This window comes from Egbenema bharatensis FJBBOT/2019 (genome assembly GCF_048077055.1).
In the GTDB taxonomy this organism is placed as follows: domain Bacteria; phylum Cyanobacteriota; class Cyanobacteriia; order Elainellales; family Elainellaceae; genus Egbenema; species Egbenema bharatensis.
In genome coordinates, this window is record NZ_CP182236.1 from 5,524,943 (window position 1) to 5,551,934 (window position 26,992).

22 protein-coding genes and 1 pseudogene are annotated in these 26,992 nt (G+C 52.0%); 17 read left to right on the forward strand and 6 right to left on the reverse strand.

The features are described 5' to 3' along the window. Window positions 1-69 precede the first annotated feature (69 nt). Window positions 70-579 carry a 2'-5' RNA ligase family protein gene (locus tag ACM1PF_RS25725; protein ID WP_416668600.1) on the forward strand — a complete coding sequence of 170 codons (510 nt, stop codon included), beginning with the start codon at window positions 70-72 and terminating at the stop codon, window positions 577-579. Window positions 580-655: 76 nt separating this feature from the next. On the opposite strand, the gene ACM1PF_RS25730 is transcribed toward ACM1PF_RS25725, so the two are convergent. Beyond that, on the reverse strand, window positions 656-1,426 hold the full coding sequence (locus ACM1PF_RS25730) for an aldo/keto reductase (RefSeq protein WP_416668602.1): 771 nt from the start codon (window positions 1,424-1,426) through the stop codon (window positions 656-658). Window positions 1,427-1,818: 392 nt separating this feature from the next. Here ACM1PF_RS25730 and ilvD point away from each other — a divergent pair, with 392 nt between their 5' ends. The 16 genes and pseudogenes from ilvD to ACM1PF_RS25810 all read left to right on the forward strand — a co-directional run bounded on the left by ilvD (window position 1,819) and on the right by ACM1PF_RS25810 (window position 23,889). Continuing rightward, window positions 1,819-3,660 (forward strand): dihydroxy-acid dehydratase, encoded by a 1,842-nt coding sequence (gene ilvD / locus ACM1PF_RS25735; protein ID WP_416668604.1) that lies wholly within the window; start codon window positions 1,819-1,821, stop codon window positions 3,658-3,660. A gap of 804 nt (window positions 3,661-4,464) precedes the next feature. Beyond that, window positions 4,465-5,220 carry an alpha/beta fold hydrolase gene (locus ACM1PF_RS25740; RefSeq protein ID WP_416668606.1) on the forward strand — a complete coding sequence of 252 codons (756 nt, stop codon included), beginning with the start codon at window positions 4,465-4,467 and terminating at the stop codon, window positions 5,218-5,220. 589 nt (window positions 5,221-5,809) lie between these two features. Continuing rightward, window positions 5,810-6,856: pseudogene (locus ACM1PF_RS25745) on the forward strand (PAS domain-containing protein); the annotation flags it as partial. Between the two features lie 9 nt (window positions 6,857-6,865). Then, entirely contained in the window at window positions 6,866-8,914 is a 2,049-nt protein-coding gene (locus ACM1PF_RS25750) for a hybrid sensor histidine kinase/response regulator (protein ID WP_416676796.1), read from the forward strand. Window positions 8,915-8,919: 5 nt separating this feature from the next. Continuing rightward, on the forward strand, window positions 8,920-11,460 hold the full coding sequence (locus tag ACM1PF_RS25755) for a PAS domain-containing sensor histidine kinase (protein WP_416668608.1): 2,541 nt from the start codon (window positions 8,920-8,922) through the stop codon (window positions 11,458-11,460). Further along, window positions 11,391-11,747, forward strand: a complete 357-nt coding sequence (locus ACM1PF_RS25760) for a response regulator (RefSeq protein WP_416668611.1) — start codon at window positions 11,391-11,393, stop codon at window positions 11,745-11,747. The genes ACM1PF_RS25755 and ACM1PF_RS25760 overlap by 70 nt, the downstream gene beginning before the upstream one ends. Window positions 11,748-11,836: 89 nt before the next feature. Next, window positions 11,837-15,136: a GAF domain-containing protein gene (locus ACM1PF_RS25765; RefSeq protein WP_416668614.1), complete on the forward strand. Its 3,300-nt coding sequence runs from the start codon at window positions 11,837-11,839 to the stop codon at window positions 15,134-15,136. Window positions 15,137-15,760: 624 nt separating this feature from the next. After that, complete coding sequence (locus tag ACM1PF_RS25770) at window positions 15,761-16,501, forward strand: FeoA family protein (protein WP_416668617.1); 741 nt, start codon at window positions 15,761-15,763, stop codon at window positions 16,499-16,501. An 11-nt stretch (window positions 16,502-16,512) separates the two neighbouring features. After that, on the forward strand, window positions 16,513-18,900 hold the full coding sequence (gene feoB / locus ACM1PF_RS25775) for a Fe(2+) transporter permease subunit FeoB (RefSeq protein WP_416676797.1): 2,388 nt from the start codon (window positions 16,513-16,515) through the stop codon (window positions 18,898-18,900). A 4-nt stretch (window positions 18,901-18,904) separates the two neighbouring features. Then, the gene (locus ACM1PF_RS25780; protein WP_416668620.1) at window positions 18,905-19,123 is read left to right on the forward strand and encodes a FeoC-like transcriptional regulator; all 219 of its coding nucleotides are present in this window, start codon (window positions 18,905-18,907) and stop codon (window positions 19,121-19,123) included. 43 nt (window positions 19,124-19,166) lie between these two features. Beyond that, entirely contained in the window at window positions 19,167-19,709 is a 543-nt protein-coding gene (ftnA, locus tag ACM1PF_RS25785; RefSeq protein ID WP_416668623.1) for a non-heme ferritin, read from the forward strand. Between the two features lie 112 nt (window positions 19,710-19,821). Beyond that, a complete protein-coding gene (locus ACM1PF_RS25790) occupies window positions 19,822-20,424 on the forward strand; it encodes a ferritin-like domain-containing protein (protein WP_416668626.1) in 603 nt (200 codons plus the stop codon). Next, window positions 20,417-21,013, forward strand: coding sequence for an HMA2 domain-containing protein (locus tag ACM1PF_RS25795; RefSeq protein WP_416668628.1), 597 nt, complete (start codon window positions 20,417-20,419; stop codon window positions 21,011-21,013). The genes ACM1PF_RS25790 and ACM1PF_RS25795 overlap by 8 nt, the downstream gene beginning before the upstream one ends. A gap of 24 nt (window positions 21,014-21,037) precedes the next feature. Further along, window positions 21,038-23,332 (forward strand): heavy metal translocating P-type ATPase, encoded by a 2,295-nt coding sequence (locus ACM1PF_RS25800; RefSeq protein WP_416668630.1) that lies wholly within the window; start codon window positions 21,038-21,040, stop codon window positions 23,330-23,332. A gap of 205 nt (window positions 23,333-23,537) precedes the next feature. Further along, complete coding sequence (locus ACM1PF_RS25805; protein ID WP_416668632.1) at window positions 23,538-23,717, forward strand: hypothetical protein; 180 nt, start codon at window positions 23,538-23,540, stop codon at window positions 23,715-23,717. Then, window positions 23,707-23,889 carry a hypothetical protein gene (locus ACM1PF_RS25810; protein ID WP_416668634.1) on the forward strand — a complete coding sequence of 61 codons (183 nt, stop codon included), beginning with the start codon at window positions 23,707-23,709 and terminating at the stop codon, window positions 23,887-23,889. The genes ACM1PF_RS25805 and ACM1PF_RS25810 overlap by 11 nt, the downstream gene beginning before the upstream one ends. A 184-nt stretch (window positions 23,890-24,073) precedes the next feature. Here the strand turns inward: ACM1PF_RS25810 and ACM1PF_RS25815 are convergent, their stop codons facing one another. The 5 genes from ACM1PF_RS25815 to ACM1PF_RS25835 all read right to left on the reverse strand — a co-directional run bounded on the left by ACM1PF_RS25815 (window position 24,074) and on the right by ACM1PF_RS25835 (window position 26,856). Beyond that, window positions 24,074-24,397, reverse strand: coding sequence for a DUF5132 domain-containing protein (locus ACM1PF_RS25815; RefSeq protein ID WP_416668637.1), 324 nt, complete (start codon window positions 24,395-24,397; stop codon window positions 24,074-24,076). Between the two features lie 139 nt (window positions 24,398-24,536). Next, complete coding sequence (locus ACM1PF_RS25820; protein ID WP_416668640.1) at window positions 24,537-25,451, reverse strand: arsenic resistance protein; 915 nt, start codon at window positions 25,449-25,451, stop codon at window positions 24,537-24,539. Window positions 25,452-25,546: 95 nt separating this feature from the next. Further along, window positions 25,547-25,891 carry a hypothetical protein gene (locus tag ACM1PF_RS25825; RefSeq protein WP_416668642.1) on the reverse strand — a complete coding sequence of 115 codons (345 nt, stop codon included), beginning with the start codon at window positions 25,889-25,891 and terminating at the stop codon, window positions 25,547-25,549. A gap of 31 nt (window positions 25,892-25,922) precedes the next feature. Next, the gene (locus ACM1PF_RS25830; protein WP_416668645.1) at window positions 25,923-26,456 is read right to left on the reverse strand and encodes a DUF3122 domain-containing protein; all 534 of its coding nucleotides are present in this window, start codon (window positions 26,454-26,456) and stop codon (window positions 25,923-25,925) included. A gap of 70 nt (window positions 26,457-26,526) precedes the next feature. Further along, window positions 26,527-26,856 carry a DNA-binding protein gene (locus tag ACM1PF_RS25835; protein WP_416668647.1) on the reverse strand — a complete coding sequence of 110 codons (330 nt, stop codon included), beginning with the start codon at window positions 26,854-26,856 and terminating at the stop codon, window positions 26,527-26,529. Window positions 26,857-26,992: the final 136 nt, after the last annotated feature.

The window sequence follows — 26,992 nt, forward strand, 5'->3', positions numbered from 1 at the left end:
CGGCGGGTTCCTTGATCAGCAAGGACATCTTCAATTATGGTATCGAAGTTATCCAGTCCCTGATCCTCCATGACTTCTCCCCTGATTCTCACCCTCAAGCTCGATCAACCCACCTTTGAACAGGTCAACGCCCTGCGGCAGCAGTACTTTCCTCCCGAAAGGAATCTGATCCCAGCTCACATCACCCTGTTCCACCAGCTCCCCGGCGATCGAGAACCAGAAATCTCTGAATTCTTACACACACTTTGCTCCCAAACAGCGAAAATCTCCCTCTCCTTGCCCGAATTGCGCTTCCTGGGTCAAGGCGTGGCGATCGAAGTTCATGCGCCCCAACTGACTGAGTTACGACAAACCCTGGCCACAACCTGGAATGAATGGCTGACGGCACAGGATCAACAAGGCTATCGATCGCATATTACAATTCAAAACAAAGTTGCCGCAGCAGCAGCGCGACAAACCTATGAACAGCTAAAGGAACAATGGCAACCCGTAGATGGACATGGGGAAGGATTACTACTCTGGTACTATCGCGGTGGCCCGTGGGAATTGGCGAGTGAATTTACCTTCACTCAAAACTGACATTCCTGAATCATAGAACTTAAGCACTGAACAGAATAACCGTAGCGCAGGCATCTTGCCTGCCATCAAGATTAGATCACAACATTTCCAGAGGCACAGGTCGCCTGGGCGGAGGGAAAGCCCCATCCAGCCGCTCCAGTTCTGCCTCACTGAGTTTCAAATCCAGGGCCGCATAATTCTGCTTCACATGCTCAATCCGGCTCGACTTGGGAATCACAATGACCTCCTCCTGATGCAACAACCAGGCGATCGCCACTTGTGCCGTTGTCATTTCTCGCTCCTGGGCAATTTGTTTGAGGGTGCGGTGATTCAATAACCGTCCTTGCTCGATCGGAGAATAGGCCATGATGGGAATGCTCCGCTGCCGACACCAGGGAAGTAGAGAAAATTCAATTCCCCGTCGCGTCAGGTTGTAGAGGACTTGGTTCGTGGCGATCGCCTTTCCCCCAGGGAGGGAAACCACTTCCTCCATGTCGGCCACATCAAAATTGCTCACCCCATACCCGCGAATTTTTCCTGCCTGCTGTAGGGTCTGGAAGGCTTCCAGGGTTTCTCCTAACGGAAAAGAACCGGGCCAGTGCAGCAGATAGAGATCTAGATAGTCAGTCTTTAGCCGCTGGAGACTGCGTTCACAGGCAGCGATCGCCCCTTTCTGAGATGCATTGTGGGGATAGACCTTACTCACCAGGAACACATCTGAACGGCGATCGGCAATTACCGGCGCAATCACTTCCTCGGCTCCCCCCTCCCCATACATTTCAGCGGTGTCAATCAGCGATAGCCCCAGATCCAGTCCATACCGCAGGGCATCCCGTTCACTCGACTGACTTCGCTTTGATTCACCCATGCGCTAGGTGCCCATACCAAGCACCGGAATGGTTTGTCCAGAGGGGAGTTGCAGCGATCGCATGATGGTGATCCTTCAGATTAAGAGCAAGTTCCTTGACTGTAACGAAGATTGCAGCGGGGAGATGAACTATCGAAAGTGGGATTTTTTCAGTCCAACTCAGGCGGAGAGCGGAAATCCGGCGGCCAGCAGCCAACCAAAGAACAGGGCAGAGCCGATCGCATAGACCCATGCTCGATTCAATGATCCCTTTAAAACGCTCAATCCGTTAGAAAACACAATAATAATCCGTTGAAAAACACAATTGAAAAAAACAATTACTCCAACAGATTCGACTACGGTTTCCCATACAATTTAGACTATGCACAAGCCTTAGACGAGCAGAACACGCCATGCCGACCTATCGATCGAAAACCTCCACCCACGGACGCAATATGGCTGGGGCCCGCGCCCTCTGGCGGGCGACTGGAATGCAATCGGAAGATTTTGAGAAGCCGATTATTGCCGTTGCCAACTCCTTTACCCAATTTGTCCCCGGTCACGTTCACCTGAAGGATCTGGGGCAATTGGTCTGCCGTGAAATTGAAGCGGCGGGTGGTGTGGCCAAGGAATTCAACACGATCGCCGTGGATGATGGGATTGCGATGGGTCACGATGGTATGCTCTACAGTCTGCCCTCGCGGGAGATTATTGCCGATTCCGTGGAGTACATGGCCAATGCCCACTGTGCCGATGCCCTGGTGTGCATTTCCAACTGTGACAAGATCACCCCTGGGATGTTGATGGCGGCCCTGCGGCTGAACATTCCTGCGGTGTTTGTCTCGGGTGGCCCCATGGAAGCGGGGAAGACGAAGCTCGCTGAACACAAGCTGGATCTGGTGGATGCTATGGTGGCTGCTGCCGACGATCGGATCAGCGACGAAATGGTGGAGGAATATGAGCGTTCTGCCTGCCCCACCTGCGGTTCCTGTTCCGGGATGTTCACGGCCAACTCCATGAACTGTCTGACGGAGGCGATCGGGCTTTCCTTACCGGGTAATGGCACCACGCTGGCCACCCATTTCGATCGCAAGGATCTGTTCCTCAACGCCGCCCGAACCATTGTCAGCATTACCCGTCGCTACTATGAACAGGATGATGATTCAGTACTGCCCCGCTCGATCGCCAGTGTCAAAGCCTTTGAGAACGCTGTGGCATTAGATGTGGCAATGGGTGGATCAACCAACACAATTCTGCACCTGCTGGCGGCTGTCCATGAAGCCGGAGTTGATTTCACGATGGCAGACATCGATCGCCTCTCGCGTCAGATTCCTCAGCTTTGCAAGGTTGCCCCCAACACGCAAAAGTATCACATTGAAGATGTGCACCGGGCTGGCGGCATTCCCGGTATTCTCGGCGAACTCGATCGGGCGGGACTGCTGCACACCGATGTCCCCACCGTCCACAGCAAAACGATGCAGGAAGCCCTCGATCGCTGGGATGTCATGCGGACTGATGATGAAGCGGTTCATACTTTCTTTAAGGCTGCCGCCGGAATTCCCACCCAGCAAGCCTTCAGTCAATCCACCCGCTGGGACTCGCTGGATCTCGATCGAGAAAACGGCTGTATTCGCAGCATTGACCATGCCTTTAGCACCGAGGGAGGGCTGGCGGTTCTCTACGGCAACCTGGCGGAACGCGGCTGTATTGTCAAAACGGCGGGGGTCGATGAAAGTATTCTGGTGTTTGAAGGCAAGGCCAAGATTTTTGAAAGTCAGGATGCCGCTGTGGCTGGAATTCTCTGCAATGAAGTGAAACCCGGCGATGTGGTCATCATTCGCTATGAAGGGCCGCGCGGCGGGCCAGGGATGCAGGAAATGCTCTATCCCACCAGCTACCTGAAATCAAAGGGGTTGGGCAAAGAATGCGCCTTGTTAACCGATGGTCGATTCTCCGGCGGGACATCGGGGCTTTCGATCGGCCATGCCTCTCCAGAAGCGGCCGCAGGTGGCAATATTGCGCTGGTTCAGGATGGCGATCGGATCTTGATCGATATTCCCAATCGCAGCATTAATGTCGATTTATCAGCAGAGGAATTAGCCAACCGACGGGCAGCAATGGAAGCGAAGGGCAAGGATGCCTGGAAACCGGCCCAACCCCGGCAGCGGCGGGTGACAGCAGCACTTAAGGCCTATGCCCTGCTGGCAACCAGTGCGGATCAAGGTGCGGTACGCAATCTGGAAATGCTGGAGTAAAGAACCCAACCACCTGATTGGCTGACAAAAGTTGTGTGCCCTCACCCCCAACCCCTCTCCCAAAGGGCGATGGGAGCCAATCCGTTTCTTCAGTTCCCTCTCCCCTCGGGAGAGGGCTAGGGTGAGGGCTTCCGGGGTTTTGGCTGAGAAGTTTTGTCAGTCAACCAGCCCAACCAGCTCACCTCCCCTTCGCCCCTGCTCCCACCGTTCCTGGGTAAACCCTCAGGAATACAAATCGGAGCACCCAAAATTCTTGGGGGGTGAGCAACTTGCCTGCACCGTATCTACCCAGATGGGTGGAATCAGACATTGGAACATTGGAACCCACCCCCAACCCCTCCCAGGAGGGGAAACTCTGGGAAATCCCGACTCAACCCGGAGAATGTCCATAAAATCCCCTCTTGGGGGGCAGGGGTGGGTTCTTCATCCTGTTCCAAAAGTGGGATGCTCCCAACCCTAACTCTTGTGGGGTGGGCAGCGTTTCGACTGAGCTCAAGCCGAAGTCTTGCCTGCCCAGTCCAGGAGCAGAACAATAGCACAAACTATGGACGGAGCTACATAAATGTGCGCTTCAATACCTTAAAACGTATTAAACAGCTATTCCTTTAGATAGTTGACCCGCATTGACAATCCACTCCTGATGCAGTTACCATTTTTGGTTACTTGTTTGGGATCGCTGTAGGTCATTAGTCCGGATCAATGCGCAAGCGTTAATCATTTAAGCATCAATCCTTTGAGCGGCAATGATTTAGAGGGTGTCCCTGGTGAACCGAGTTGGATTAACACACTACTGGTAGGAAACTTATGGCGAAGTCACCGGATATTTTGTGGTTAAACGTTAATCCAGGCTTGCAATGTTTCGATCGCCCTCTGCTGCACTACCTGACTGAACATAGACGGGTTGAACAATGGCAATATCGCCAATCTCCCGATGAATCGAGTTCATTTGAAGCGGTATTGACGTTACTGCATGACGATATCCAGCGCTCTGATGCTCCCCTGCATCTCATCGGTCATGGGACAAGTGGGCTGTTAGGGTTACTCTATGCTCAACGCCATCCCGAACGGGTGCGATCGTTGACCCTACTCTCGGTCGGAATTGAATCAGCGATCGATTGGAAAACCCATTACTACAACTATCGGCGGCGGGTTCCCTATTCGCGCCAAAAAGTTTTACACCAGATGATTGGTGATTTGTTTGGGGACACCCCTTTATCCATTGCCAGGGAGCTGACTGACCTTCTGGAACAGGATTTAGATCAATCCCTGTCGCTCCATCATTTGTTTAAACAAGTCGATTTACCTCGCATTCCTGTCACAGTTCCGCTGCTGGTTTGCAGTAGCGTGGATGATGTTATCCTCGATCCCAATCATCTACGAGACTGGCAGTCTCACTTTAGCGATTCCCATTCTCGTCTCTGGATCTGCTCCGGGGGTCGCCACTTCTTTCACTACTTTTATTCTCAACAGGTTGGTGAAGAAATGCTTTCCTTCTGGCGATCGATGTCCCCAGAATCCAACCTCTACCCGATCTCGGATCTGCTGAAGGCGAGTGCTTAGGAACGCGGATTAGATAAAATCGAAAATTTAATCTCCAGAAGGGGCACACAGCAGTGCGCCCGTACAGAAAAAATCGGAGTTATTTAATTTGCGTTCCTTAGGAGTACAAATTGAATCATCTGAAATTCTTGTGGGGTGGGCATCTTGCCCGCCCAGTCACACAGGTAGAATAATTGCACAGGTTCAGTAGATCTAAAATGGGTTTGCTTCACAGTGAACCCTGGGGTTGATCCCCCTAAATCCCCCTTAAAAAGGGGGACTTCAACCCCTCTTCGGTTTGTGCTACGCACACGCTCCGCGAACGATTCCCCCTTTTTCAAGGGGGGCTAGGGGGGATCTAAACAAGGGTTGTAATCGACTGAGGTTGTTTAATTCACGCTCCTTAGGAGGATGCGGAACAATTACGATCGATCCTGAGCAAAAGCATTGGTAGTTCACAGGCAGGCAAGATGCCTGCGCTACGGTTAATTCTTGTTAAAAGCTGTGAGGGAACGACGAGGCATCCATCATCACTCTTAAGATAGATTTTCATTCCTGAGCAACTCCGCTTGAATAGAATAGACCGTGTATGTATACGGATTGAGCCTCTATGAGACGCGATGCGACGGGTAGATTCGCCAGGAAGTGGGAATTAGAAGCGAAACGGCGGGTTAGCCTGACTTTGACCAATACAGCATGGCAACTGCTACAGGAAGAGGCTCAAAAAAACGACATTTCCCGTTCCGAGGTGATCGAGCGAATTGCCCGTCGTTGCGCAAGCTGTCCCCCAGCCCAAACTCAGCTAGAGGAAGCTTATATTCAATCGCAGGAACTGATTCAGGCGCAACAGCAAACGATCGCCACTTTGCAGCGACAGACCCAAGAGCTAGAAGCATTGCTGGAAAAAGCGCAACAGCACACTCACCTGATTGTCGCCCAGGAAACCGATCGCAGAGTCATAGCAATTTTGGAAAGTATTAGCGATGCCTTTGTCGCCCTTGATGGCAACTGGTGCTACACCTACATTAACCAGGCAGCAGCTAAAATTCTTCGCAAAACCCCAGAGGAGATACTGGGCAAACACATCTGGAACGAAGTTTTTCCTGAACGGGTCGGTGGAATGGCTGATCAACAACTCCATCGAGCCATCACAGAACGAGTATCAGTGTCGTGGGAGGAGTACGAACCAACGCTTCAGCGATACCTGGAGGTAAAGGCATACCCATCGGATGAAGGCATCGCTTTATATTTTCGGGATATTACCGAGCAAAAACAGTTGGAAGTGCAATTGCAGCAGCAGGAACAACAGTTCAAAATGCTGGCAGAGAACGCACCCGATATCATTGCTCGTTTTGATCCGGAGTTTCGCCATTTGTATGTGAGTCCTTCGGTGGAACGGGCCACGGGGTTGCCTGCAACGGCATTGATTGGCAAAACCAATGCAGAATTGGGGATGGCGGAAGACCTGTGTTTACGCTGGCATGAAGGATTGAAGCACGTATTTACGACGGGGCAGGAGCAAAAAATCGAATTTCAGTTTTCTACTCCGACCGGAAACCGCTGGTATCAGTCGCGTCTGGTGCCAGAATTTGCGGCAGACGGATCGATCGCATCGGTTTTGAGTGTCACCCGCGATTTTGAAGACTACAAGCAAGCGGAACAGTCCCTGCGTCAGAGCGAGGAACGGTTGCGCTTTGCTCTGGAAGCGGCTGAAATGGTGGCCTGGGAATGGAATCCGATGACCGGACAGGTTGTGCGATCGCATACAGCGCAAAAGTTAATGGGACTTGAATCAGATACTGTCTTAGAAGATGCTTCCGAGTTTTTGAATTTGATTCATCCAGACGATCGAGACTCCGTAGCGAGGTTGTTAGAGCAGGCGATCGATCAGCATTCCTCTTATGCGGTAGAGTTTCGTATGATCCAGCCCGATGGTTCGCTGCGCTGGGTGTTTGATCAGGGTCGCGCCATTTGTAACGCTGCGGGCGATCTGATTCGCATGAGTGGTGTGATTCAAGATATCACTGAGCGAAAACAAGTGGAATTTGCCCTGCGCGACAGTGAACTCAAGTTTCGGACGCTGGCTGACACTATGCCCCAACTGTTCTGGATCACGCGAGCTGATGGCTATCACGAATACTTTAACCAACGCTGGTTTGAATACACCGGGATGACCCTGGAACAAACCCAGGGATGGGGCTGGCATCATTTACTCCACCCCGACGATCGCCAACGCAGCTTAGCGGTCTGGCAGGAGTCCCTGCGGACGGGCAATGATTACAAGATTGAATACCGCTTTCAGCAAGCAAAGAGCGGCGAGTATCGCTGGTTCCTGGGTCGGGCCTTTCCCCTGCGCAATCAGGATGGGCAGATTATTCAGTGGTTTGGCTCCTGTACCGACATTCACGATCAGCGTTGTTTACTGGAAGAGCGCGATCGAGCATTGGTTCAGGAACAACTGGCCCGTCAGCAAGCGGAAACCGCCAACCGCATCAAGGACGAGTTTCTGGCGGTATTGTCCCACGAACTGCGAACGCCCCTGAATCCTATCCTGGGTTGGTCAAGCTTAATGAAGCGGGGCAAGTTGGATGCCAACCAATCTACCGCAGCCCTGGAAGCCATTGAGCGCAATGCCCGGTTACAAATTCAACTGATTGATGATCTGTTGGATATTTCCCGGATTTTGCAGGGTAAACTCGGCCTCAATTCTGCCCCAGTTGATTTGAAAACCACCATCAACAATGCGATCGAAACCGTTCATTTGGCCGCCGAAGCCAAAGCCATCCAGATTCAAACCGATTTTGAGGCAGGCGTTCATCTGGTTTTAGGAGATGCCGCTCGCTTGCAGCAAGTTCTCTGGAACCTGCTGACCAATGCCGTGAAGTTTACCCCAGAAGGTGGGCAAGTGACGGTGAGGTTGGAGTGCATCATGGGCGATGCCATTGTCACAGATGATCAGTCCTTGGCGATAGGGAATGACTCATGGGTGGAAATCGGCGAAACCCATGCCCCGCAATTTGCCCCCTCCACCTACCGTTACGCCCAAATCACCATCACCGACACTGGACGGGGAATCTCCCCTGATTTCTTACCCCATGTTTTTGAGTATTTCCGGCAAGCCGACAGCAGCACGACTCGCCAGTTTGGCGGACTGGGATTAGGGCTGGCGATCGTCCATCGTCTTGTAGAATTGCATGGCGGTACGGTGAAAGCAGCCAGTTTGGGGCAGGGAGCAGGATCCACGTTTACTGTGCGATTACCGTTGCTGGAAAGGCAGGGAGAACCGGACAAAGAGAAGGATCAGCATGCCCGCCCAATTTCTCCGCCGCGCCCCTTCTCTGGGCTGCAAATTCTGATTGTAGATGATGAGGCAGATATGCGCGAGTTGCTTTGTTTTATCCTGGAGGAGCAGGGAGCAACAGTCAGGGTTGCAGCATCCGCAGCCGAGGCTCTGCAACGGATTCCCCAATTTTTGCCAGATGTTTTGATCAGTGATATTGGTATGCCGGAGATGGATGGCTATGCGCTAATGCGGCAAATTAGAACGCTGCCGTCGGAACAGGGTGGCTCAGTACCTGCTATTGCCCTCACTGCTTATGTGGGAGAACAGAATCAACGGAAGGCGTTAGCCTCTCATTTTCAACAGCACCTTTCTAAACCTGTGGAGCCAGAGGTGCTGGTGAGAACGATCGCAATATTGGTGAACCAGGAGTAAATCGGATGTCAGAGCAGTCGAATTTAAGATACCTGTTTGCCATCCTGATAACGGTAACGGCCCTCCTGCTCATGTGGGCACTTGATCCCCTGGTGCATCTTACCCAGGCTTCCTTTTTGCTCTTTTTTGGAGCCGTAACCCTAGCTGCGTTGTATGGCGGACGTGATTCAGGTATTTTGTCTACCTTCCTCGCGGCAATATTCGCAAATTATTTCTTCCTGCCGCCCCAATACAGTTGGTCGGTTGATCTGCCGGGTGGTGTTCGGATGCTGCTGTTTGTGGTTCAAGGGTTAATCATTAGCGTCCTGATTGGCTCCCTGAGAACAACACAGAACCAGTCTCAGAAGCGTTTGAGCCAACTTCAAGCTTCAGAAGCAGAAATTAAAAAGCTCAACCAAGAACTCCAGCATCAGGTCAATGAATTAACTCTGGCGGAAAGAACAATCCGTACCAGTGAAGAACGTTTGCGGGTTGCCCTAAAAAATGCGCCGATCGCAGTTTTCAATCAAGATCAAGACCTCTGCTACACCTGGATTTACAATCCTTGCTTTGGTTTTTCAGTCCCGGAAGTGGTGAGCAGATCCGATCACGATTTGTTTTCTCCAGAGGATGCGATGGTTCTGAACCAAATTAAACGCAGTGTATTAGAAAGCGGGATTGGCGTGCGCGAAGAGGTCAAACTAACGGTTCAGGGACAGGTTTACTATTACGATCTGACGGTTGAACCACTGCGAAATGAACAAGATCGGGTGATTGGGATTACCTGTGCTGCGGTTGACCTGAGCGATCGCAAACAAGCCAATGAGGCACTGCACCAAAGTGAGCAACGGTTCCGACGACTGGTGGAGTCAAACTTGTTTGGGGTGGCCTTTGGTCGGGCCAGTGGAGAAATGTACTATGCCAATGATTATTTTTTGAACATGGTGGGCTATAGTCAGGAAGATTTAATGGCCGAGCAAATTCACTGGCTTAATCTGACTCCACCGGAATTTTTACCCCTCGATCAAAACGCAGCCCAGGAGTTACGGCAAAGGGGAGCAGCGACCCCCTTCGAGAAGGAATACATCCGCAAGGATGGCAGCCGTGTGCCAGTTTTGATTGGTGTGGCACTATCTCAGGAACCGTTTGATCAAGAACAAGAATCGATTTGTTTCTATATTGATTTGACCGATCGCAAGCAAGCCGAAGCGGCCTGGCAGGAGGGTAAACAAATTCTGGATGCCCTGATGGAATACATTCCTGAAGGAATTACGATCGCAGATGCACCGGAGGTGATCATTCGCAAAGTGAGCCAGCATGGACAGCAGTTGACGGGGCGACCTCAAGAAATGCTAGAGGGAATATCAGTGGCGACCCACTTTCAGGATTGGAGCATCCCGCAGGCGAACGGTGTGAGCCAGCCCACGGAAGCTGAATTGCCCCTGGTTCGGGCAGTGCGGCAATCAGAAGTGGTGGTCAATGAAGAGTGGATTTTACATCGTCCCGACGGCAGTAAGATTAATCTTCTCTGCAATGCTGGCCCCATTCAAGATCGGCATGGGAACACAACGGGAGGCATTCTGGCCTGGCGAGATATTACAGAACGAAAACAGCTTTTAGAACGAGAACGGGCTGCCCGAACGGAAGCAGAGGCGGCAAACCGAGTTAAGGATGAATTCTTAGCGGTTCTCTCTCACGAACTGCGATCGCCCCTCAATCCTATCCTGGGATGGTCTAAGTTGTTGCAAACCAAAAAACTAGATGAGGCCAAAGTTAAAATCGCATTGAAAACCATTGAGCGGAATGCCCAATTACAAGCAGAACTGATTGAAGACTTACTGGATGTCTCTCGCATTCTGCGGGGTAAATTGAACCTCAATGTTAGCGAAGTAGACCTGCCTGCCACGATTCAAGCTGCGATCGAAACGGTGCGGTTAGCTGCCGAAGCCAAATTAATTCAAATTGAAACCCACCTGGAACCAGTTGGCAAAGTAGCTGGAGATTCCAGTCGTCTTCAGCAAATTGTTTGGAACCTCCTGTCTAATGCCGTTAAATTCACTCCAGAGGGCGGGCAGATTGAAGTGAGATTAGAACAAGTGAGGGGGAATCACTTATCTGTTGCAGTAACTGACCCCCAACCGATGCTTCATCCCCCATTACCTATTCCCCATTCCCCATTCCCCACCCCTGAACATGCTCAAATCACCGTCCGCGATACCGGTAAAGGGATTCAACCCGATTTTTTGCCCCATGTATTTGAATATTTTCGTCAGGCGGATTCCACCACTACCCGAAAATTTGGTGGGTTAGGATTAGGGCTGGCGATCGTTCGTCATTTAGTTGAGCTGCATGGGGGTACGGTTCAGGTGGAAAGTGAGGGAGAAGGACGGGGTGCCACCTTCATCGTTAACCTGCCGCTGATATCCACTCCATCCCTGACTACCACAGAGATACATCCCCCTCCCCCCCGCGCAACCTGGATGGGCTGCAAATTCTGGTGGTTGATGATGATGCGGATACCCGTGAGTTCACGGCCTTTGTGCTGGAGCAGGCTGGAGCCAGGGTGATCACCGTTGCCTCTGCGGCTGAGGCGTTGGCGCGCTTAACCCAACTTCAACCCGATCTGCTATTGAGCGACATTGGCATGCCAGAGATGGATGGGTACAGGCTGATTCGTCAGGTCAGATCCCTGCCGCCGGATCAGGGGGGACAGATTCCCGCGATCGCCCTGACTGCCTATGCGGGAGAAATCAATCAGCAGCAAGCCCTGGAGGCTGGATTTCAGAGACATCTCTCGAAGCCAGTAGAACCTGATCATTTGATTGCTACGGCTGCGCACTTAGTCATTCGTTGAATCGCGGTTGTACTTCTCTATGTTTCCCTGTGCATTTTTCGTTCAAATTGCCTGTTTCTTTGTATTGAGTTGGTCGAAGTAACGCCTCTATGGAATTTAACCCGGTGAATGCAAACCGCGATCGGTCTCAGCCAATCGAGCCATTGGCACAACGTCCATTGCAGGGACAGCCTACTGAAGATGCGATATCGGGTACAACGGGGATGATACCGATTGAAGCCGCTTTGCAGGAACGAGGAGTTCAACTATCCAGTATTTTTCAGACGGTTCCCAGTGGGATTATTATCCTCGCCCCAACGGGACAGATTATTGCTGCCAATTCAGCAGCCGAGCAGATTCTGAAACTGACTCGCAGCGATATTACAGCGCGAGGGTATAATGATCCAACTTGGGCAATCACGACGATTGATGGCAAACCATTACCGGATGAAGAGCTACCGTTCTCCCAGGTGATGCGCACTGGAAAACCCATTTATGAGTCCGAACATACGATTACCCGTGCCGATGGGACAAAAATAATCCTCTCCGTGAATGCTTCTCCCTCATTGGATGTAAACGGAAACATTACCAATGTAATTGCCGTTATTAGCGATATCACAGAACGGAAACAGATAGAAATGCGTCTGCGAGAATCAGAGGAACGCTACCGTTTGGTGATTGAAACGGCGGCGGAAGGCATTGTGTTCCAGCAGGCGGATGGGACGATTTTCACCTGTAATGCCAGTGCTGAACGAATTTTGGGTTTAACCGCTGATCAAATCATGGGGCGAACGTCCCTTGATCCCAACTGGTGCGCTATTTATGAAGATGGTTCTCCTTTTCCGGGTGAACTGCATCCATCTATGGTGACCCTGCGCACTGGCGAACCGCAATCTAACGTCACAATGGGAATCCGCAAACCGGATCAAACCTTGACCTGGATTTCCATCAACACCCGTCCGCTGTTTCGATCGAACACCACCACCCCTTCCGCCGTTGTTGCCTCCTTTTTTGATATCACTGACCATAAGCAAGCCGAAACAGAACGAGTCGAATTACTGCGGCAGCAAATTCAGGAGCAAACGGCTCGTCTGGCAGCAGAGGCTGATCTGCGGCGATCGGCTTTCCTGGTTGAAGTGAGTACTGCGCTGGCGAAGTCTCTGGACTATGAACAAACCCTCCAGCGGGTTGCCCAGTTAGCCGTGCCCTATTTTGCCGACTGGTGCGCCGTCGATCTGCTGCAGGAGGACGGGACGATTGTTCGCGTAGCAGTGGCCCATTCTGAACCTGAAAAGGAGCGGTTGGGGTGGGAGTTAGCCCAAAGTTTTCCCAGACATTTAGCAGATGGCTATGGCATCTCTGAAGTGATGAGAACGGGGCAAAGTGAAATCGCGATCGCCATTACGGATGAACAACTGGCGGAAATTCCCAACGCTGAATATTTGAACATTCTGCGTGGGTTGGGGTTAAAGTCCTTTGTGGTTGCCCCTCTGCAAGCCAGAGGGCGGGTTCTGGGCAGCATTTCCTTTATATTTGCTGAATCCAACCGTCACTATGATAAGAACGATCTGGAACTGGCAGAGGATCTGGCCCGTCGGGCAGCAATTGCAATTGATAATGCGCGACTTTACTACAGTGCTCAACAGGCTCAACAAGCTGCTGAAATTGCTGCCGATCGCACAGCCCGGTTGCAACGGGTGACGGCTGCGCTCTCGGAATCTCTGACCCCGGAACAGGTGGTGGATGTGATTGTAGAACAGAGTATGAGTGTTCTGAAGGCGGCAGCGGCACTGGTTGTGCTGGTGAACCCGGAGCAGACTGAAGTTGAGATTGTCAAATCGGTTGGCTACACTGAGGACTTAGTGGATGCCTGGCAAAAGTTTTCGATCGACACTGATGTACCGCTAGCCCAGGCAATTCGCACCGGAGAACCCGTCTGGATAGAAAACTTCCTCGATCGGATTGCTCGCTATCCCCACCTGGCAGGGGTCTACAATCGCTACGGCTTCCAATCCTGGCTATCGCTGCCGTTGGTGGTGGAAGGTCGATCGATTGGGGGATTGTTGCTTAGCTTCAATGAGTTCAGGCACTTGAACCAGGACGATCGGGAGTTCATTCTTGCCCTGACGCGCCAATGTGCTCAAGCCATCTCCCGGGCCCAGTTGTATGAAGCCGAGCAAACTGCAAGAGCCGAGGCAGAGCAAGCCAACCGGATCAAAGATGAATTTTTAGCGGTACTCTCCCATGAATTGCGATCGCCCCTCAACCCGATTTTAGGTTGGACAAAGCTACTGCGGACTCAGCGAGTTCAGCCTGAAAAAATCGATCTTGCCCTGGAAACGATTGAACGCAACGCCAAACTTCAGGCGCAACTGATTGAAGACTTGCTGGATATCTCCCGGATGCTGCGGGGCAAACTCAGCCTCAACAGTGCTCCCGTTGATCTGAAGGCTGTGATTCAAGGCGCACTGGAAACGGTTCAGCTTGCCGCTTCGACGAAATCGATTCAGGTGCAAACCACACTCCAACCTATTGCCGGAACTGTAACGGGTGATGCCAATCGGCTTCAGCAAGTCCTGTGGAACCTCCTTTCCAATGCCATTAAGTTCACGTCGGAGGAGGGCCGGGTTGAGGTGCGGCTGGAACCCGTCATTGAGAGTCGCCCATCGGACATGAATCAAACTGCCCCATCACCGATCGCCCACGGCCCATTGCCCCTGCCTCACCAGGTTCAAATCACCGTCACCGATACTGGCAAAGGCATTCATCCTGACTTTCTTCCCCATGTATTTGAGTACTTTCGTCAGGCCGATAGCAGTATCACGCGCCGGTTTGGCGGATTGGGATTAGGGTTAGCGATCGCCCGCCAGATTGTGGAATTGCATGGGGGCACCATTCAGGCTGACAGTCCTGGGGAGGGGCAGGGTGCCATCTTTACCGTTCGATTACCGTTACAAATAAATTCAACAGATCACAGGAAAGGGGAAGCCCACCGCCGTTCGCCAAATGCTCCATCCGATGCCACCCTTGCCGGGATTCAGGTTCTCGTGGTGGATGATGAACCCGATATGCGCGACCTGACCGAATTCGTTCTTTTGCAACATGGGGCTGAGGTGACAGTGGCCAGCTCTGCGGCAGAGGCGATTGCAGCCTTGTCTCAACGGGTGCCTGATGTTTTGCTCTGTGATATTGGCATGCCGGAAATGGATGGATATGCCCTGATGCAGCAGATTCGAGACCGATCGCAGGCTGCGGGGGGAATGATTAAGGCCATCGCGTTAACAGCCTACGCTGGAGAATACGATCGTCGTCAAGCCCTGGCGGCGGGATTTCATCGCCACATCACGAAACCCGTCGAACCGGATGAACTGGTCAAGGCGATCGATCAGCTTGTGAATCAGGAGCCATAAGGGGCATGGGGCAAAAGAACATACTCATTAGGGGCGCACTGCTGTGCGCTCTTACAGCCGATTTTTCAAAAATGAGGATGCATTTGATTGCAGATCCCTCACTCCCCAGAACAATACTATCCCTGATACGGGCGCACAGCGGGGTGCCCCTGATTCCATTCCTTAAGCTTTGATAAAGGCTGACAGAGATTTATGCTTTTAGTGAAACAATCAACAGTTATTCTCATTAATCCATTACTTATCCGAAACGGTTGAACAACGGTTGAACGATCGCTAAATTTTATTGCTAACTCTCACTCGTTATCCCAGACAGTGACACTGTGCTTCTACAAGCGGCAGCCAGTATTCCTATCTGCACCGAAGCCAAGTCACTGCTCTCTCTCAGTTACTCCAAATAAATAAAAACAATTCGCAAAATCTCTGCCAGGTGAGGACTGTAGAGATATAGCTAGAGATACAGCTAATGCGGTGTTCGTTGCAATCGGTTCAATCACCTCAGAAAGATTAAGATAGTCGCTTTATGATCGCTTTAACACTATTGAGTGATTAAGTGATTTAAAGAACAAAATTCGGGTAAGATATATTTGAGAAATTTTCTTAGTAGTCCTTGTGGAGTATCCTCCCATGAATAGTGGCGATGATCTGGTCAATTACTGGTTAGACGATCTACAGCCTGCGGGTTGGCAGGGCTTTGTTTATGTCAGCGATGCGATCGACGATCAGCATACCCATCAGTCAGATCGTCCATTAAATGACCCAGAGGCACTAGAGTATCCTCAAAATGCCCAGGTGTTTCCCCTCTCTACGATGCGATCAGGCGATCGGGTGCGGATTATTTCCTTGAACTGCGAAGTCTCCAATCAACGACTGATGGGCATGGGCCTGATGCCAGGCATGGTGCTGGAGGTTATCAGTTGCACTGCCACTGGCTCAGTGATTGTCGCTCTACAGGATACGTTTGGCTCTACGGTGGGCCAAAGTCGGTTGGGCTTGGGCGCGGAAATGGCCCAATACGTTCAGGTCATGGCAGAGCCAGTCATGGCAGAGCAGTTCCATAACAACACTCAAACCCCTCACCCCAGGATGGAAAGGATGGACACAAGGATGGACACGATGCAAACCCCTCCTAAATCTTCAGTGAAGCTACGCGATATGGCGATCGGTTCCCGGTTGAAGGTGGTGGGCTATGAACCCACTGCCCGCGAGTACAAACGCAAATTACTGGCAATGGGATTAACCCCTGGCACTGAATTGTTGGTGAAACGCCATGCCCCCCTGGGCGATCCGACGGAAGTTGAAGTCCGTGGATTTCGTCTGAGTCTGCGAAAGGGGGAAGCCAGTGCTCTGATGGTTGAGGCAATCTAAGGAGTGGAATGATGACGCAACCTATGGCGCAACCTACGGCGCAACCTGTAGCACAACAAACGATCGGATTGGTGGGGAATCCCAACTGTGGCAAAACGACTCTGTTCAATGCGCTGACAGGTGCCAATCAGCGGGTCGGTAACTGGCCCGGCGTGACAGTAGAGCGGAAGGAAGGCAGCTATCGCTTTCAGGGGCGAACCATCACCGTTGTGGATTTACCCGGCGTTTATTCGGTGGATGCCGAGGATACAACGACCGGACTGGATGAACTGGTGGCGCGGGATTATCTGCTCTCCGGTGAGGCGGATGTCATTGTCAATATTGTGGATGCTTCCAATCTGGAGCGGAATTTATATCTCACGACTCAGATTCTGGAGATGGGTGTACCAATGGTGATCGCCCTCAACATGATGGATCTGGCTACGAAGCGGGAAATTCGCATCCATGCCCAACGGTTATCGGAACGGTTGGGCTGTGCTGTGATTCCGCTATGCGCCCACACGGGGAAAGGGGTGCCACAGTTGCGGGAAGCGATCGATCAGGCTCTGATTCATCCCATCCTTCCCAATACCTATGTGGCCTATCCTCCCGTGATTGAGTCCGCTCTGGCAGACTTAATTCCTGCCCTCCAGCAAGGGGCAGGGGCGAAGCCTGAGAATATCCGCTGGTTTGCCCTCAACCTGCTGCAATACGACGATCGCCACCTGCCGGATTTAGGGGCAGACACCCTGAAACAAATTGCTGACCATCGCCATCGAATTCACCAAACCCTGGGAGAAGATACCGATCTGTTGATTGCCGACAGTCGCTACACCTGGATTCGGCAGTTGATGCAGCAGGTGACAGAACGGACGAATCTTGTGCAACAAACTATGTCCGATCGCCTCGATCGAATTGTCCTGAACCGCTGGTTGGGGATTCCGATCTTTTTGGCGGTAATGTACCTGATGTTTTTTGTTTCAATTAATTTGGGGGGAGCCTTTATTGATTTCTTTGATATCGGCGTAGGGACTCTCCTGGTGGGTGGAACGGCCCATCTATTGCAGCAAATCAATGCACCGGGTTGGTTGATTGGGTTGCTCGCAGATGGGGTCGGAGGCGGGATTCAAACCACTGCAACGTTCATTCCGCAGATTGGACTGTTGTTTGTCTTTTTAGCTATCCTGGAGGATTCCGGTTATCTGGCCAGAGCTGCGTTCGTCATGGATCGACTGATGCGGTTTGTTGGGCTGCCAGGGAAATCCTTTGTACCTATGATGGTGGGCTTTGGCTGTAATATTCCGGGTATTATGGCCACCCGCACGCTGGAAAATCGGCGCGATCGGCTGATGACGATTTTGATGAATCCGTTCATGTCCTGTGGGGCCCGGTTGCCGGTGTATGCCCTGTTTGTTGCAGCCTTTTTCCCAAGGAATGGTCAAAATTTGGTTTTCCTGCTCTACGTTCTGGGCATTCTGGCCGCTATCTTCACCGGACTGGTGATGAAACGGACGCTGTTTCGCGGGGAGGCTGCCCCCTTCGTGATGGAATTGCCCCCGTACCATATTCCTACCTTCAAGGGGGTCTTGATTCGCGCCTGGGATCGCCTGAAGGCATTCATCACCCGTGCCGGAAAAATGATTGTCATCATGGTAGTGATTCTGGGATTGATCAGCTCGGTGGGCGTGGATGGTTCCTTTGGTAAACACGACAGTCAGGATTCCATTCTCAGTGCCTTCAGCCAGACGGTCACTCCGGTATTCACTCCCATGGGTATTCAGCCGGAGAACTGGCCGGCGACGGTGGGTCTGTTTACGGGTGTCTTTGCAAAAGAGGTGATGGTGGGGACGATGGATTCCCTCTATACCCAACTGGCCCAGCAGGAGGCGGGCGGCAGTGATGAGCCCGAAGAATTTGACCTGTGGGGTGGGATGGGCGAAGCCTTTGCCAGCATTCCAGCGAACCTGACGGATTTGTCGAATCAATTACTCGATCCGATCGGGCTGGGCATTCTGGGTAGCACGGGTGATCAACAAGCTGCATCCGAGGAGCAGGAAGTTCACTACAGTACCTTTGGGCAAATGTCGGCTCGATTTGGGAGTACTGCGGCGGCGATCGCTTTTCTGCTCTTTGTCCTGCTCTATTTCCCCTGCGTGGCTGCAACGGCGGCGGTTTACCGGGAAACTAACCTGGGCTGGACAATCTTTGTCGCCTGCTGGACAACGGGATTGGCCTACTGGGTGGCAGTGTTCTGCTACCAGTCCATGACCTTTCAGCAGCATCCTGGCAGCACGATCGCCTGGTGGGTGGGCTTACTGCTGGTGATGACGGGAACCCTGGTGGGGTTGAGGAAATTCAGCGATCGTCGTCAGGTGCAGGCGCAGAGACCGATCGAACAGAAAGTATGGGTGGGACGGTGAAGCCGTGATTTTACAACAACTTCAAACCTACCTCCGTACCCATCCCTCTACTTCCCTGGAAGAGTTAGCCCAGCACTTCCAGATGGATGCCGATGCCCTGCGGGGAATGCTGGGTTCCCTGATGCGCAAAGGGCGGGTGCGTCGCCTGGCGGGCAAACAGTGTGGTCGCTGCCATAGCTGCACGCCAGCAAGCCTGGAACTGTACGAATGGATTAATTCATGATTCAGGCGATACTTGAAGGAAAGACTTGAGGAGAGATGATTGCATGCTGTCACAGTCCATGATCGATCGGTTGAATGAGCAAATTAACCTGGAAATGTTTTCGTCCCATCTCTACTTGCAGATGAGTTCCTGGTGCGCCTACAAATCCCTGGATGGGTGTGCCACTTTTCTGAGTCAACATGCAGATGAAGAAATGATTCATATGCGGCGTTTGATTCACTATTTGCAAGAAACTGGAGCGTTGGCAATTTTGGGGGGGATGGACGCTCCTCCCCGAGAGTTTGACTCATTGACCGAGATGTTTGAAAAGATCTATGCCCACGAACAATTCATTACCGGCAAGATTAATGATTTAGTCCATCTGGCTAACACGGAACCCGACTATTCCACCCTGCAATTTTTGCAATGGTATGTCGCAGAACAACACGAAGAAGAATTTTTGTTCAAGGGTATCCTTGATAAAATTAAGTTAATTGGGGTTGAGGGACAGGGATTGTTCTTTATCGATCGGGAAGTCAGTACCATCGCCACCACCCGAAACGCCCGCAATCCTGCTTCCAGTACCACACCGTCCGCTGGGGCTTGAAGATTGTACCTGGAATAGGCACCTGAAATAGTCACCTGAAATAGGCACCTGGAAGAGAGACCCGGAATAGGGATGGTGTTCAAAGCCAACGATCGCACGATCTGAAAAACCTATGATGGAAACACTTCAACGGGCCCTAAACGAGGCCCTGGCAGATGAATACAAGGCTCGGGCCATCTACCGTTTAATCTTGAGTCGCTTTGGTGCAGTTCGTCCATTTGTCAACATTGTTGAGTCGGAGGAACGCCATATTCAAGCACTCTTGCCCCTATTCCGGAAGTACGATATTCCAATTCCGGTGGATGATTGGGAACAACGAGTTGAAATACCCGCTTCTCTACAAGCCGCCTGTCGTGCAGGGGTTGAGGCAGAAATTGAGAATGCTGAAATGTATCAACGTTTACTTGCTTCAACCCGAGACTATCCAGATGTTCAGCGAGTTTTTCTGAACTTGCAACAGGCTTCTCAGGAGAACCATCTTCCAGCGTTTCAGCGGTGTGCGGAACGTCATGCAGACAGTGAGAGCGATTATGGTATGGCCCGTAACATAGATCTGAATCACCCCATAGAGCCTCAAACGGTTCTATCCCATCCGGGCAGAGGGAAACATCAGCGATCGGGACGTGGTGGACATCGGCGCGGAATTTGTCGCAATCCTAGCAGTCACCCTGGCGGGAACGAGAACTCAACAAGCAGGGGAATCAACCATGACTAATGCAGCAGCAGCAACCCCGAACCTGGAACCGGCTGGTAGCCTGGATGTGGCTCCGCGAGTAGGACATTTTCTAGAAGAGTATGGCGAAATCTCAGCGATTTTACCTGTGCTGGTAGGGCTATTTGTCACCAATCGTTTACAACTGCGGGGAGTACAGGCACTCATGGTGAATTTGGCGATCGCTGCGGTGGCTCGCCAGGTGGTGCTCCAGCTTAAAAAGCAAGCCCATCATTCCCCTGCCGTGGTGTCTACCGCAAACGGGCAGCCTGGCCATGAACGGACTGCTGCTACCGCATCAGCCGATGCGGTGGAGGACTATACCATTGTCCATTCCACCCCTGGACGCTTGCGGTTACGTATTCCGCGATTGCTGAGTGATCCCGGCTATGCCAAACGCTTAGAAAAATTGTTGAAGGCTGAGGAACGGGTAACGGGGGTGCGGCTGAATCGGGCTGCGGCTTCCATTGTGGTGCTGTATGACGGAGAGGGCGTTTCTGAACTGGAGTTGGGGATGCGCTTGTTGCAGATTTTAGAGCAAGCTGAAAATGTTGGTTCCCTGGATGCAGTTGCGACTGCATCTGATTCGTAATTATCGCTATCCCACCCATCTTTAATGGTGTATCCCACTTCCTCTACGCTCGGCTCAGAACCTGCCGCCATCTGCCAATTGGTTCACCACATCCCCGGACGAGTCAGATTCCGTTTGCCGCTGTTAGGGCAGCCTCACCAGACGGGCGCACAACTGCCAGCCCTTCTAACAGAAATTCCAGGGATTACCAGTATCCGGATTAACCGAGCGGCTCAATCCCTGGTGATTCAGTATCACTCGCCCACGATCGCTGAGTCGTGCATTGTCGAAGCTGTCTCCGAGCGATTAATGGCTTGGTCAACCAACGTCCAGGATCAGGCTCCTACCGCGTCGATCGCCATACCTCTATTGTTTCCTCCGGCTCATCCTCCATCCCGGACTGCCCTGACAGAATTGCCACCGGGTCACGAAGAGGCGACGGAAGAGCCGTGGTCAAGTGAGGGGCAGTGGTCAAGCGAGGGGCAGTGGTCAAGCCTGCGATTGCCTGCAACGGCGGCACTGCTGGCCTTTCTCTGTCGATTTCCCAAATTAGGACGGCTCTATCCTCTAGCGGTAGTATCCCTGCTGGCCGCAGCCCTGCCCGTGGCGCGTCGTGCCGTTCATAGTCTGGTAGTGCAACACCGGATCAACATTGACTGCCTGGATTTGCTGGCATTAAGTTTGAGTGGCTGGCAGGGTAAATTGTTCACTCCGGCGATGGTGATTACCCTGCACGAGTTTGGAGATGTGATTCGAGAACAAACCGCGCGATCGACGGCAATCCGAACGACCAACTTAATGGATGCGATCGGCCATTTTGCCTGGGTGAAGAACGGTGATCAACCCCCAAAACAGATTCCCAGCGATCGGGTTCAGGTAGGCGATACAGTCGTGGTTTATCCGGGGGAGCAAATTCCCGTGGATGGAACAGTGATTCAGGGAGAAGCTATTGTTGATCAGCAAGGCTTAACGGGGGAAGCGATGCCCGTGGTTCGCCGGGTAGGAGAACTGGGATTGGCTTCAACGCTGGTTCGTTCCGGGCAGCTTTACCTGCAAGCGGAACGGGTGGGCAAACAAACCCGAGCGGCAGCCAGCATTGAGCTATTGCAGAAGGCTCCCGTCTACGATACGCGCATGGCTAACTATGCGGAAAAGGTAGCCGATCGTCTGATTCTTCCTTCTCTACTACTGGCAACGATCGTTCTATTGACCACTCGTGATCCGGCTCGCACGGCTGCGATTCTGACGCTGGACTTTGTCACAGGGATTCGCGTATCGATTCCGACTGCCTTCCTGAGTGCATTAAACCATACCACCCGCCACGGGGTTTTAGTTCGGAGTGGACGTACCCTGGAACAGTTGGCCGACGTGGACACGATCGTATTTGACAAAACCGGAACCCTGACCCAGGGTAGGATCGCCATTACAGGGGTGAGAACGGTGGAGGCAGGAGTGTCGGCGGAGAGGGTCTTGCAACTGGCGGCCGCAGCGGAACAACGGCTCAACCATCCCCTGGCGGAAGCGATCGTCCAGCAGGCTCAGCAGCAACACCTGGAAATTCCCGTGCGGGGAGAATGGAACTATGAGGTAGGACTGGGCATCCGGGCCCAAATTGACGGACAGGAAGTTTTGGTCGGCAGTCAGCGGTTTTTGCAGCAGTCGGCGGTGGATTGGGGCAACTGGACGGCGGCAACGGCTGAGCCCAGGCTGTCTCTCATCTATGTTGCCTGCGATCGCCGGTTCCAAGGGGTGATTCAATACACCGATCCCCTGCGTCCGGAAAGTCGTCACCTGATTCAGTCCCTCCAGCAAGACTATGGAATTGACCTGCATTTGCTGACGGGCGATCAAACCCAGCGGGCCCATCAAGTGGCTCAAGATCTGGGGATTCCAACCTCCAGGGTTTATGCAGAAGCCTTTCCAGAACACAAAGCGAAGATTGTCCGCGATCTCCATCGAGCGGGGCGCACTGTTGCCTTCGTCGGGGATGGGTTAAATGACTCGGTGGCGTTGGCCTATGCGGATGTCTCCGTGTCCTTCGAGCAGGGATCGGAGATTGCCCGAGAGACGGCCGATGTGGTGTTGATGAACAACAACCTGCTGGATTTGCTGGAGGCGATCGCCATTGCGCGCCAAACGCGGGAATTAATTGAACAAAATACCACGCTGGTCGTCGCCCCGAATTTGATTGCCCTGGGACTGGCTTCCACCGTGGGACTCAATCCGCTGGCGGCCACGGCTATTCACAACGGTTCAGCGATCGTGGCAGGTATGAATAGTTTGCGGCCTCTGGTGCAACACCAAATCGATCAGCAACGGGATGGCGGGATGGTGGTTTAGAGGGAAGACATAGCAAAGGGGCGATCGGTGGCAAAATAACAGATCCGTTAGGGGCGAACTGCTGTGCGCCCTTTTGCCTGGCAGTGAATATGGGTTATTCCTCCAGTGAAATATGGGTCATCCTTATCACAATTGCAAATCTTTCCCGTTAACCAAAAATTCTGGTAGGCTAAAACCATAACTGTTTTATTCCTCCCCAATGACTATGTCTTTAATTCACCTGGAGAAATCCGTCCTTACCTTTCATTTCAAAGAGATTCTGGAAGATGGGCACGGCAACCATCCTCTGACCTGGTTAGGGTTGAGTGTGCTAATGCTAGGCCTAGTTTCTGCCCACTCTGGTAAAAGCTTCCCATCCCGTTACGAAGACCCTGGTGAAGCATAAAACCCTGGTGACCCATCGCTACGCTACATCAGGCTACACCCCCGTCCCCTTGTCCCAGTGGATTGCTGAAGCCAGAAGACGGGAAGTAGAGTCTCAAATGATGGCGATCGTCAAATCTGAATCCCATCAACCCACTGAATCCAGCTCAACCCAATCAGCCGCCCTTCTGTAAACAACCCGAGAAAAGCGACCAGAAAGAGGTTGGTGTGGTGCAGTGAACCAGGGTTGGATTTACCTGGATGATTTGGATGTTACTCGGATGACACCGGTATCAGCAGGTTTGCATCGCTGTGTAGCTTGATTTCCCCTCGAGTGGGCAATGTTGCCCGCCTTAATTAAGTGCCATTCAACGGTGGTTAATCTTCTGCCGCCGATTGAACCATAGGTCGTGCAGCCTGGAGGGTAGCTTTTTTCTGGACTTCGGCGTGAGCTTCAGCCCTCGCTTCGGCAGCGATGTCTGCTAACACTTCTCCCGTTTCAGCAATGGCACTCTTTGTCCGCTCAAACAGAGTAACACCCGACCTGATCGTGGCTTTTAGCACGGGGCGAACCAGGGGAAGCACCACTGGCGCAAGGGCTACAGCTGTCACTCCGACGATGACCAGCTTGGCGTTTGGATCGGCGGCCAGTTCTGCAACTCGTGCTCTCAAACCGATATTTCCCTGATGCATCTGTGGCATATGCGTACCTCTCTAAACCTGGATACAAGACAAAGCGCATCCAGACCCTTATTATACGTCCTTGGTATCTTCCCCGATCTGATTGATCGGTTGATTTTGGCTGGTTTGCCTTTAGCTGGTTTGCCTTTAGCTGTTTGCTTTAACTAGTTTTAGGTTGCACCTGTTCTGCTGCTCCAAAAATTCGATCGGTTAACTTAACATACCAGGCGGCGGCTTGCACTTGAATGATATACGCCATTGCGATGATCAAGGCAATTTCCGCACCCTGCTCCCCACCAAACACAGTCAGAGCTACTGCTAAGGCGATCGATAGGTTCCGCATGACTGTTCCATACACTAAAGCGATCGCATCTCCCCGATTAAAGAAAGCCTTACCGATGAATGTGCTGAATATAAAGTTACCGGTATAAAGAATCGCCAGGGGAACTAGAAACGACAGAAGAGACAGAGGACGTTGAACAATGTCTTCTGCCCTAAGAGCCATCGCCACGAATACAACCCCCAGTACCCCTAAAGTAGAAAAGGCGGGAAACTTTTGTCTGAGGTTTTTGTTGTACTTATCCGCCCCAACGATCCGAATCAACACTAACCGCGTAGCAACACCCAAAATCATTGGTAAGAAAACAATAATGGCAATTTGCCGGAAGGTATTGGCCAGGGGAATCTCGATCACCGTGCCCATGAGCCACTTTGCATAGAACGGGGTGGCGATTGATCCCAGAATCAGCCCAATCACCGTCATCTTCACGGCAGCACTCAGATTGCCTCTGGCAAAGCCTGTCCAGGAAATAGTCATCCCGCTAGTCGGCAGAAGGGATGCCAACAACAGACCCAGAGCCACCAGAGGGCGATCGGCAAAGAACATGCGACCCATGCCATAGGCGAAAAAGGGCACGATCGCAAAATTAATCAATTGGGTGATCAGCTGTAACTTATAATCTCTCCCGGTCAGGACTTTCTGAACTTGCAGGTTAATCATCATGGGATAAACCATGAGAAAGGTGAGGGGAATAATCCAGGCTTTGAGGGGGGCAGGATTCGTTAAATTACCCATCACAATTCCCGCTATCATCGAGGCCGGAATTGCTCACACCAAGTTCTTTTGAAGAATCTCTAATAGCTTCCACATCTTGTCAAATCCTTTGGGGTTTAATGGGATACCTGTAGGGTGCGATCGAGTTCGGCAATCAGTTGGGATAAGCGATCGCGGATTTCATCTATTCCGGGTGAAGGTTGATCTTCAATGCCCATAGCCAGCAATTGCAGTCCCAGTTCCACCGCATCAGGCAGACTGAGCATCCAGACCAGCATTTCATGGGGTTGATGCACCAATTCAAAGTTGAGATGGATGGCAGCGGGATTCTGCTGTTCCTGTCCTTCCACCGCACCAATTCGGGAGATTTTATTCCCCCGCACCGTTGCCACATCGGTGACATTTCCCATCACGGTAATATCGTTTGTGTTTAAAGCATGCGTGACGAATTTAACAGTCATTGCTTTGGCTCCTTTTGCTACATGGTTTCGGTTATAAATCAGCCAGGGTGTGCCACTCCTGCACCAATGAAGGTGGAACTGGCAGCGTCAGGGTTTGCTCATCGGTGGTGGATAAGTCTAAGTGCCAGGGCAACTCTGCCCGGAGACGGGGCAATAGCGGTTGCAGGTCATACTGGCCAACGTTGGGTTCTGGGGAATGGGTGTCCGTAAAAATCTGGCTGGAGGCATCGGCCGCGGACAGGGTTTGGCCCATTGAGTTGCGGATGGACAGGGGCTGCGATCGATCGATGGCTGCTGTACCCGGAAACCCAACCAACCGTAAATAGAAGTGGCTACTGCCATCAGTCCGAATGCGCTTGAAGGCGATCGCTTGCCAACTCCTGCCCATTTGATCCGTCAGCGTTTGCCGGGACTGATAGACCACCTGACCGGGAGCCTCCTCCAGTTGCCGGATATTTGCGCTGGCAGAAGCACCCGATAGCCCGAATTCAACGAACAGGGCAAGGAGAACAATCACCAGAAAGAAGAACCTCAAAATACTCCGTCGAGAACCATCCCACGACAAATTTCAGCCTCCTGTAAGAATAACGAGCGGAACAAGGAACGATAGAATACTGGCAAAACCAAAATCAATTTCAACGAGCACTCTGTCCCCTACCTCGCCACATGGGCAGACCATTAGCATCCCTTAAAATTAAAACCTGATCGCCTGATTTGACCTGGGCTGCAATCAGGTTAGGTGTTCCACTCTGATCAATCCGTGAACCTGTTACTTCAATCCGATCGCCCGTTGCCACTGTAAATCCTGCTGCTTCTAAATACCAGTTGGGACCCAAATGCACCTCAACGGTTTCCTGATCAGTTTGTACAAGCAGATGAACACCCTGGTATCCGACATCATGGACGCTTGTGACTTCGCCAGTGATGGTCATAACTGTAGATGGATCGTACTGGCGGGCTTGCATTCCGCGTTGGGCTTGAAGACTGCTTCTTTCCTGCCTCAACGGGGGGATATCACGTTGCGCCCAGGCGGATGTAGTGAAAAACCCAAAAAGCAGCATTATTATTGAAACAGAAAGAGATTTCATTGGGTTTGCTCTC

Coding starts and splice junctions, on each gene's coding strand:
- ACM1PF_RS25800 (WP_416668630.1), top strand. CDS start 21,038: ATGGTGTATCCCACTTCCTCTACGCTCGGCTCAGAACCTGCCGCCATC.
- ACM1PF_RS25820 (WP_416668640.1), bottom strand. CDS start 25,451: ATGGGTAATTTAACGAATCCTGCCCCCCTCAAAGCCTGGATTATTCCC.
- ACM1PF_RS25730 (WP_416668602.1), bottom strand. CDS start 1,426: ATGGGTGAATCAAAGCGAAGTCAGTCGAGTGAACGGGATGCCCTGCGG.
- ACM1PF_RS25835 (WP_416668647.1), bottom strand. CDS start 26,856: ATGCAAGCCCGCCAGTACGATCCATCTACAGTTATGACCATCACTGGC.
- ilvD (WP_416668604.1), top strand. CDS start 1,819: ATGCCGACCTATCGATCGAAAACCTCCACCCACGGACGCAATATGGCT.
- ACM1PF_RS25815 (WP_416668637.1), bottom strand. CDS start 24,397: ATGCCACAGATGCATCAGGGAAATATCGGTTTGAGAGCACGAGTTGCA.
- ftnA (WP_416668623.1), top strand. CDS start 19,167: ATGCTGTCACAGTCCATGATCGATCGGTTGAATGAGCAAATTAACCTG.
- ACM1PF_RS25755 (WP_416668608.1), top strand. CDS start 8,920: ATGTCAGAGCAGTCGAATTTAAGATACCTGTTTGCCATCCTGATAACG.
- ACM1PF_RS25770 (WP_416668617.1), top strand. CDS start 15,761: ATGAATAGTGGCGATGATCTGGTCAATTACTGGTTAGACGATCTACAG.
- ACM1PF_RS25790 (WP_416668626.1), top strand. CDS start 19,822: ATGATGGAAACACTTCAACGGGCCCTAAACGAGGCCCTGGCAGATGAA.
- ACM1PF_RS25795 (WP_416668628.1), top strand. CDS start 20,417: ATGACTAATGCAGCAGCAGCAACCCCGAACCTGGAACCGGCTGGTAGC.
- ACM1PF_RS25825 (WP_416668642.1), bottom strand. CDS start 25,891: ATGACTGTTAAATTCGTCACGCATGCTTTAAACACAAACGATATTACC.
- ACM1PF_RS25740 (WP_416668606.1), top strand. CDS start 4,465: ATGGCGAAGTCACCGGATATTTTGTGGTTAAACGTTAATCCAGGCTTG.
- feoB (WP_416676797.1), top strand. CDS start 16,513: ATGACGCAACCTATGGCGCAACCTACGGCGCAACCTGTAGCACAACAA.
- ACM1PF_RS25765 (WP_416668614.1), top strand. CDS start 11,837: ATGGAATTTAACCCGGTGAATGCAAACCGCGATCGGTCTCAGCCAATC.
- ACM1PF_RS25725 (WP_416668600.1), top strand. CDS start 70: ATGACTTCTCCCCTGATTCTCACCCTCAAGCTCGATCAACCCACCTTT.
- ACM1PF_RS25805 (WP_416668632.1), top strand. CDS start 23,538: ATGTCTTTAATTCACCTGGAGAAATCCGTCCTTACCTTTCATTTCAAA.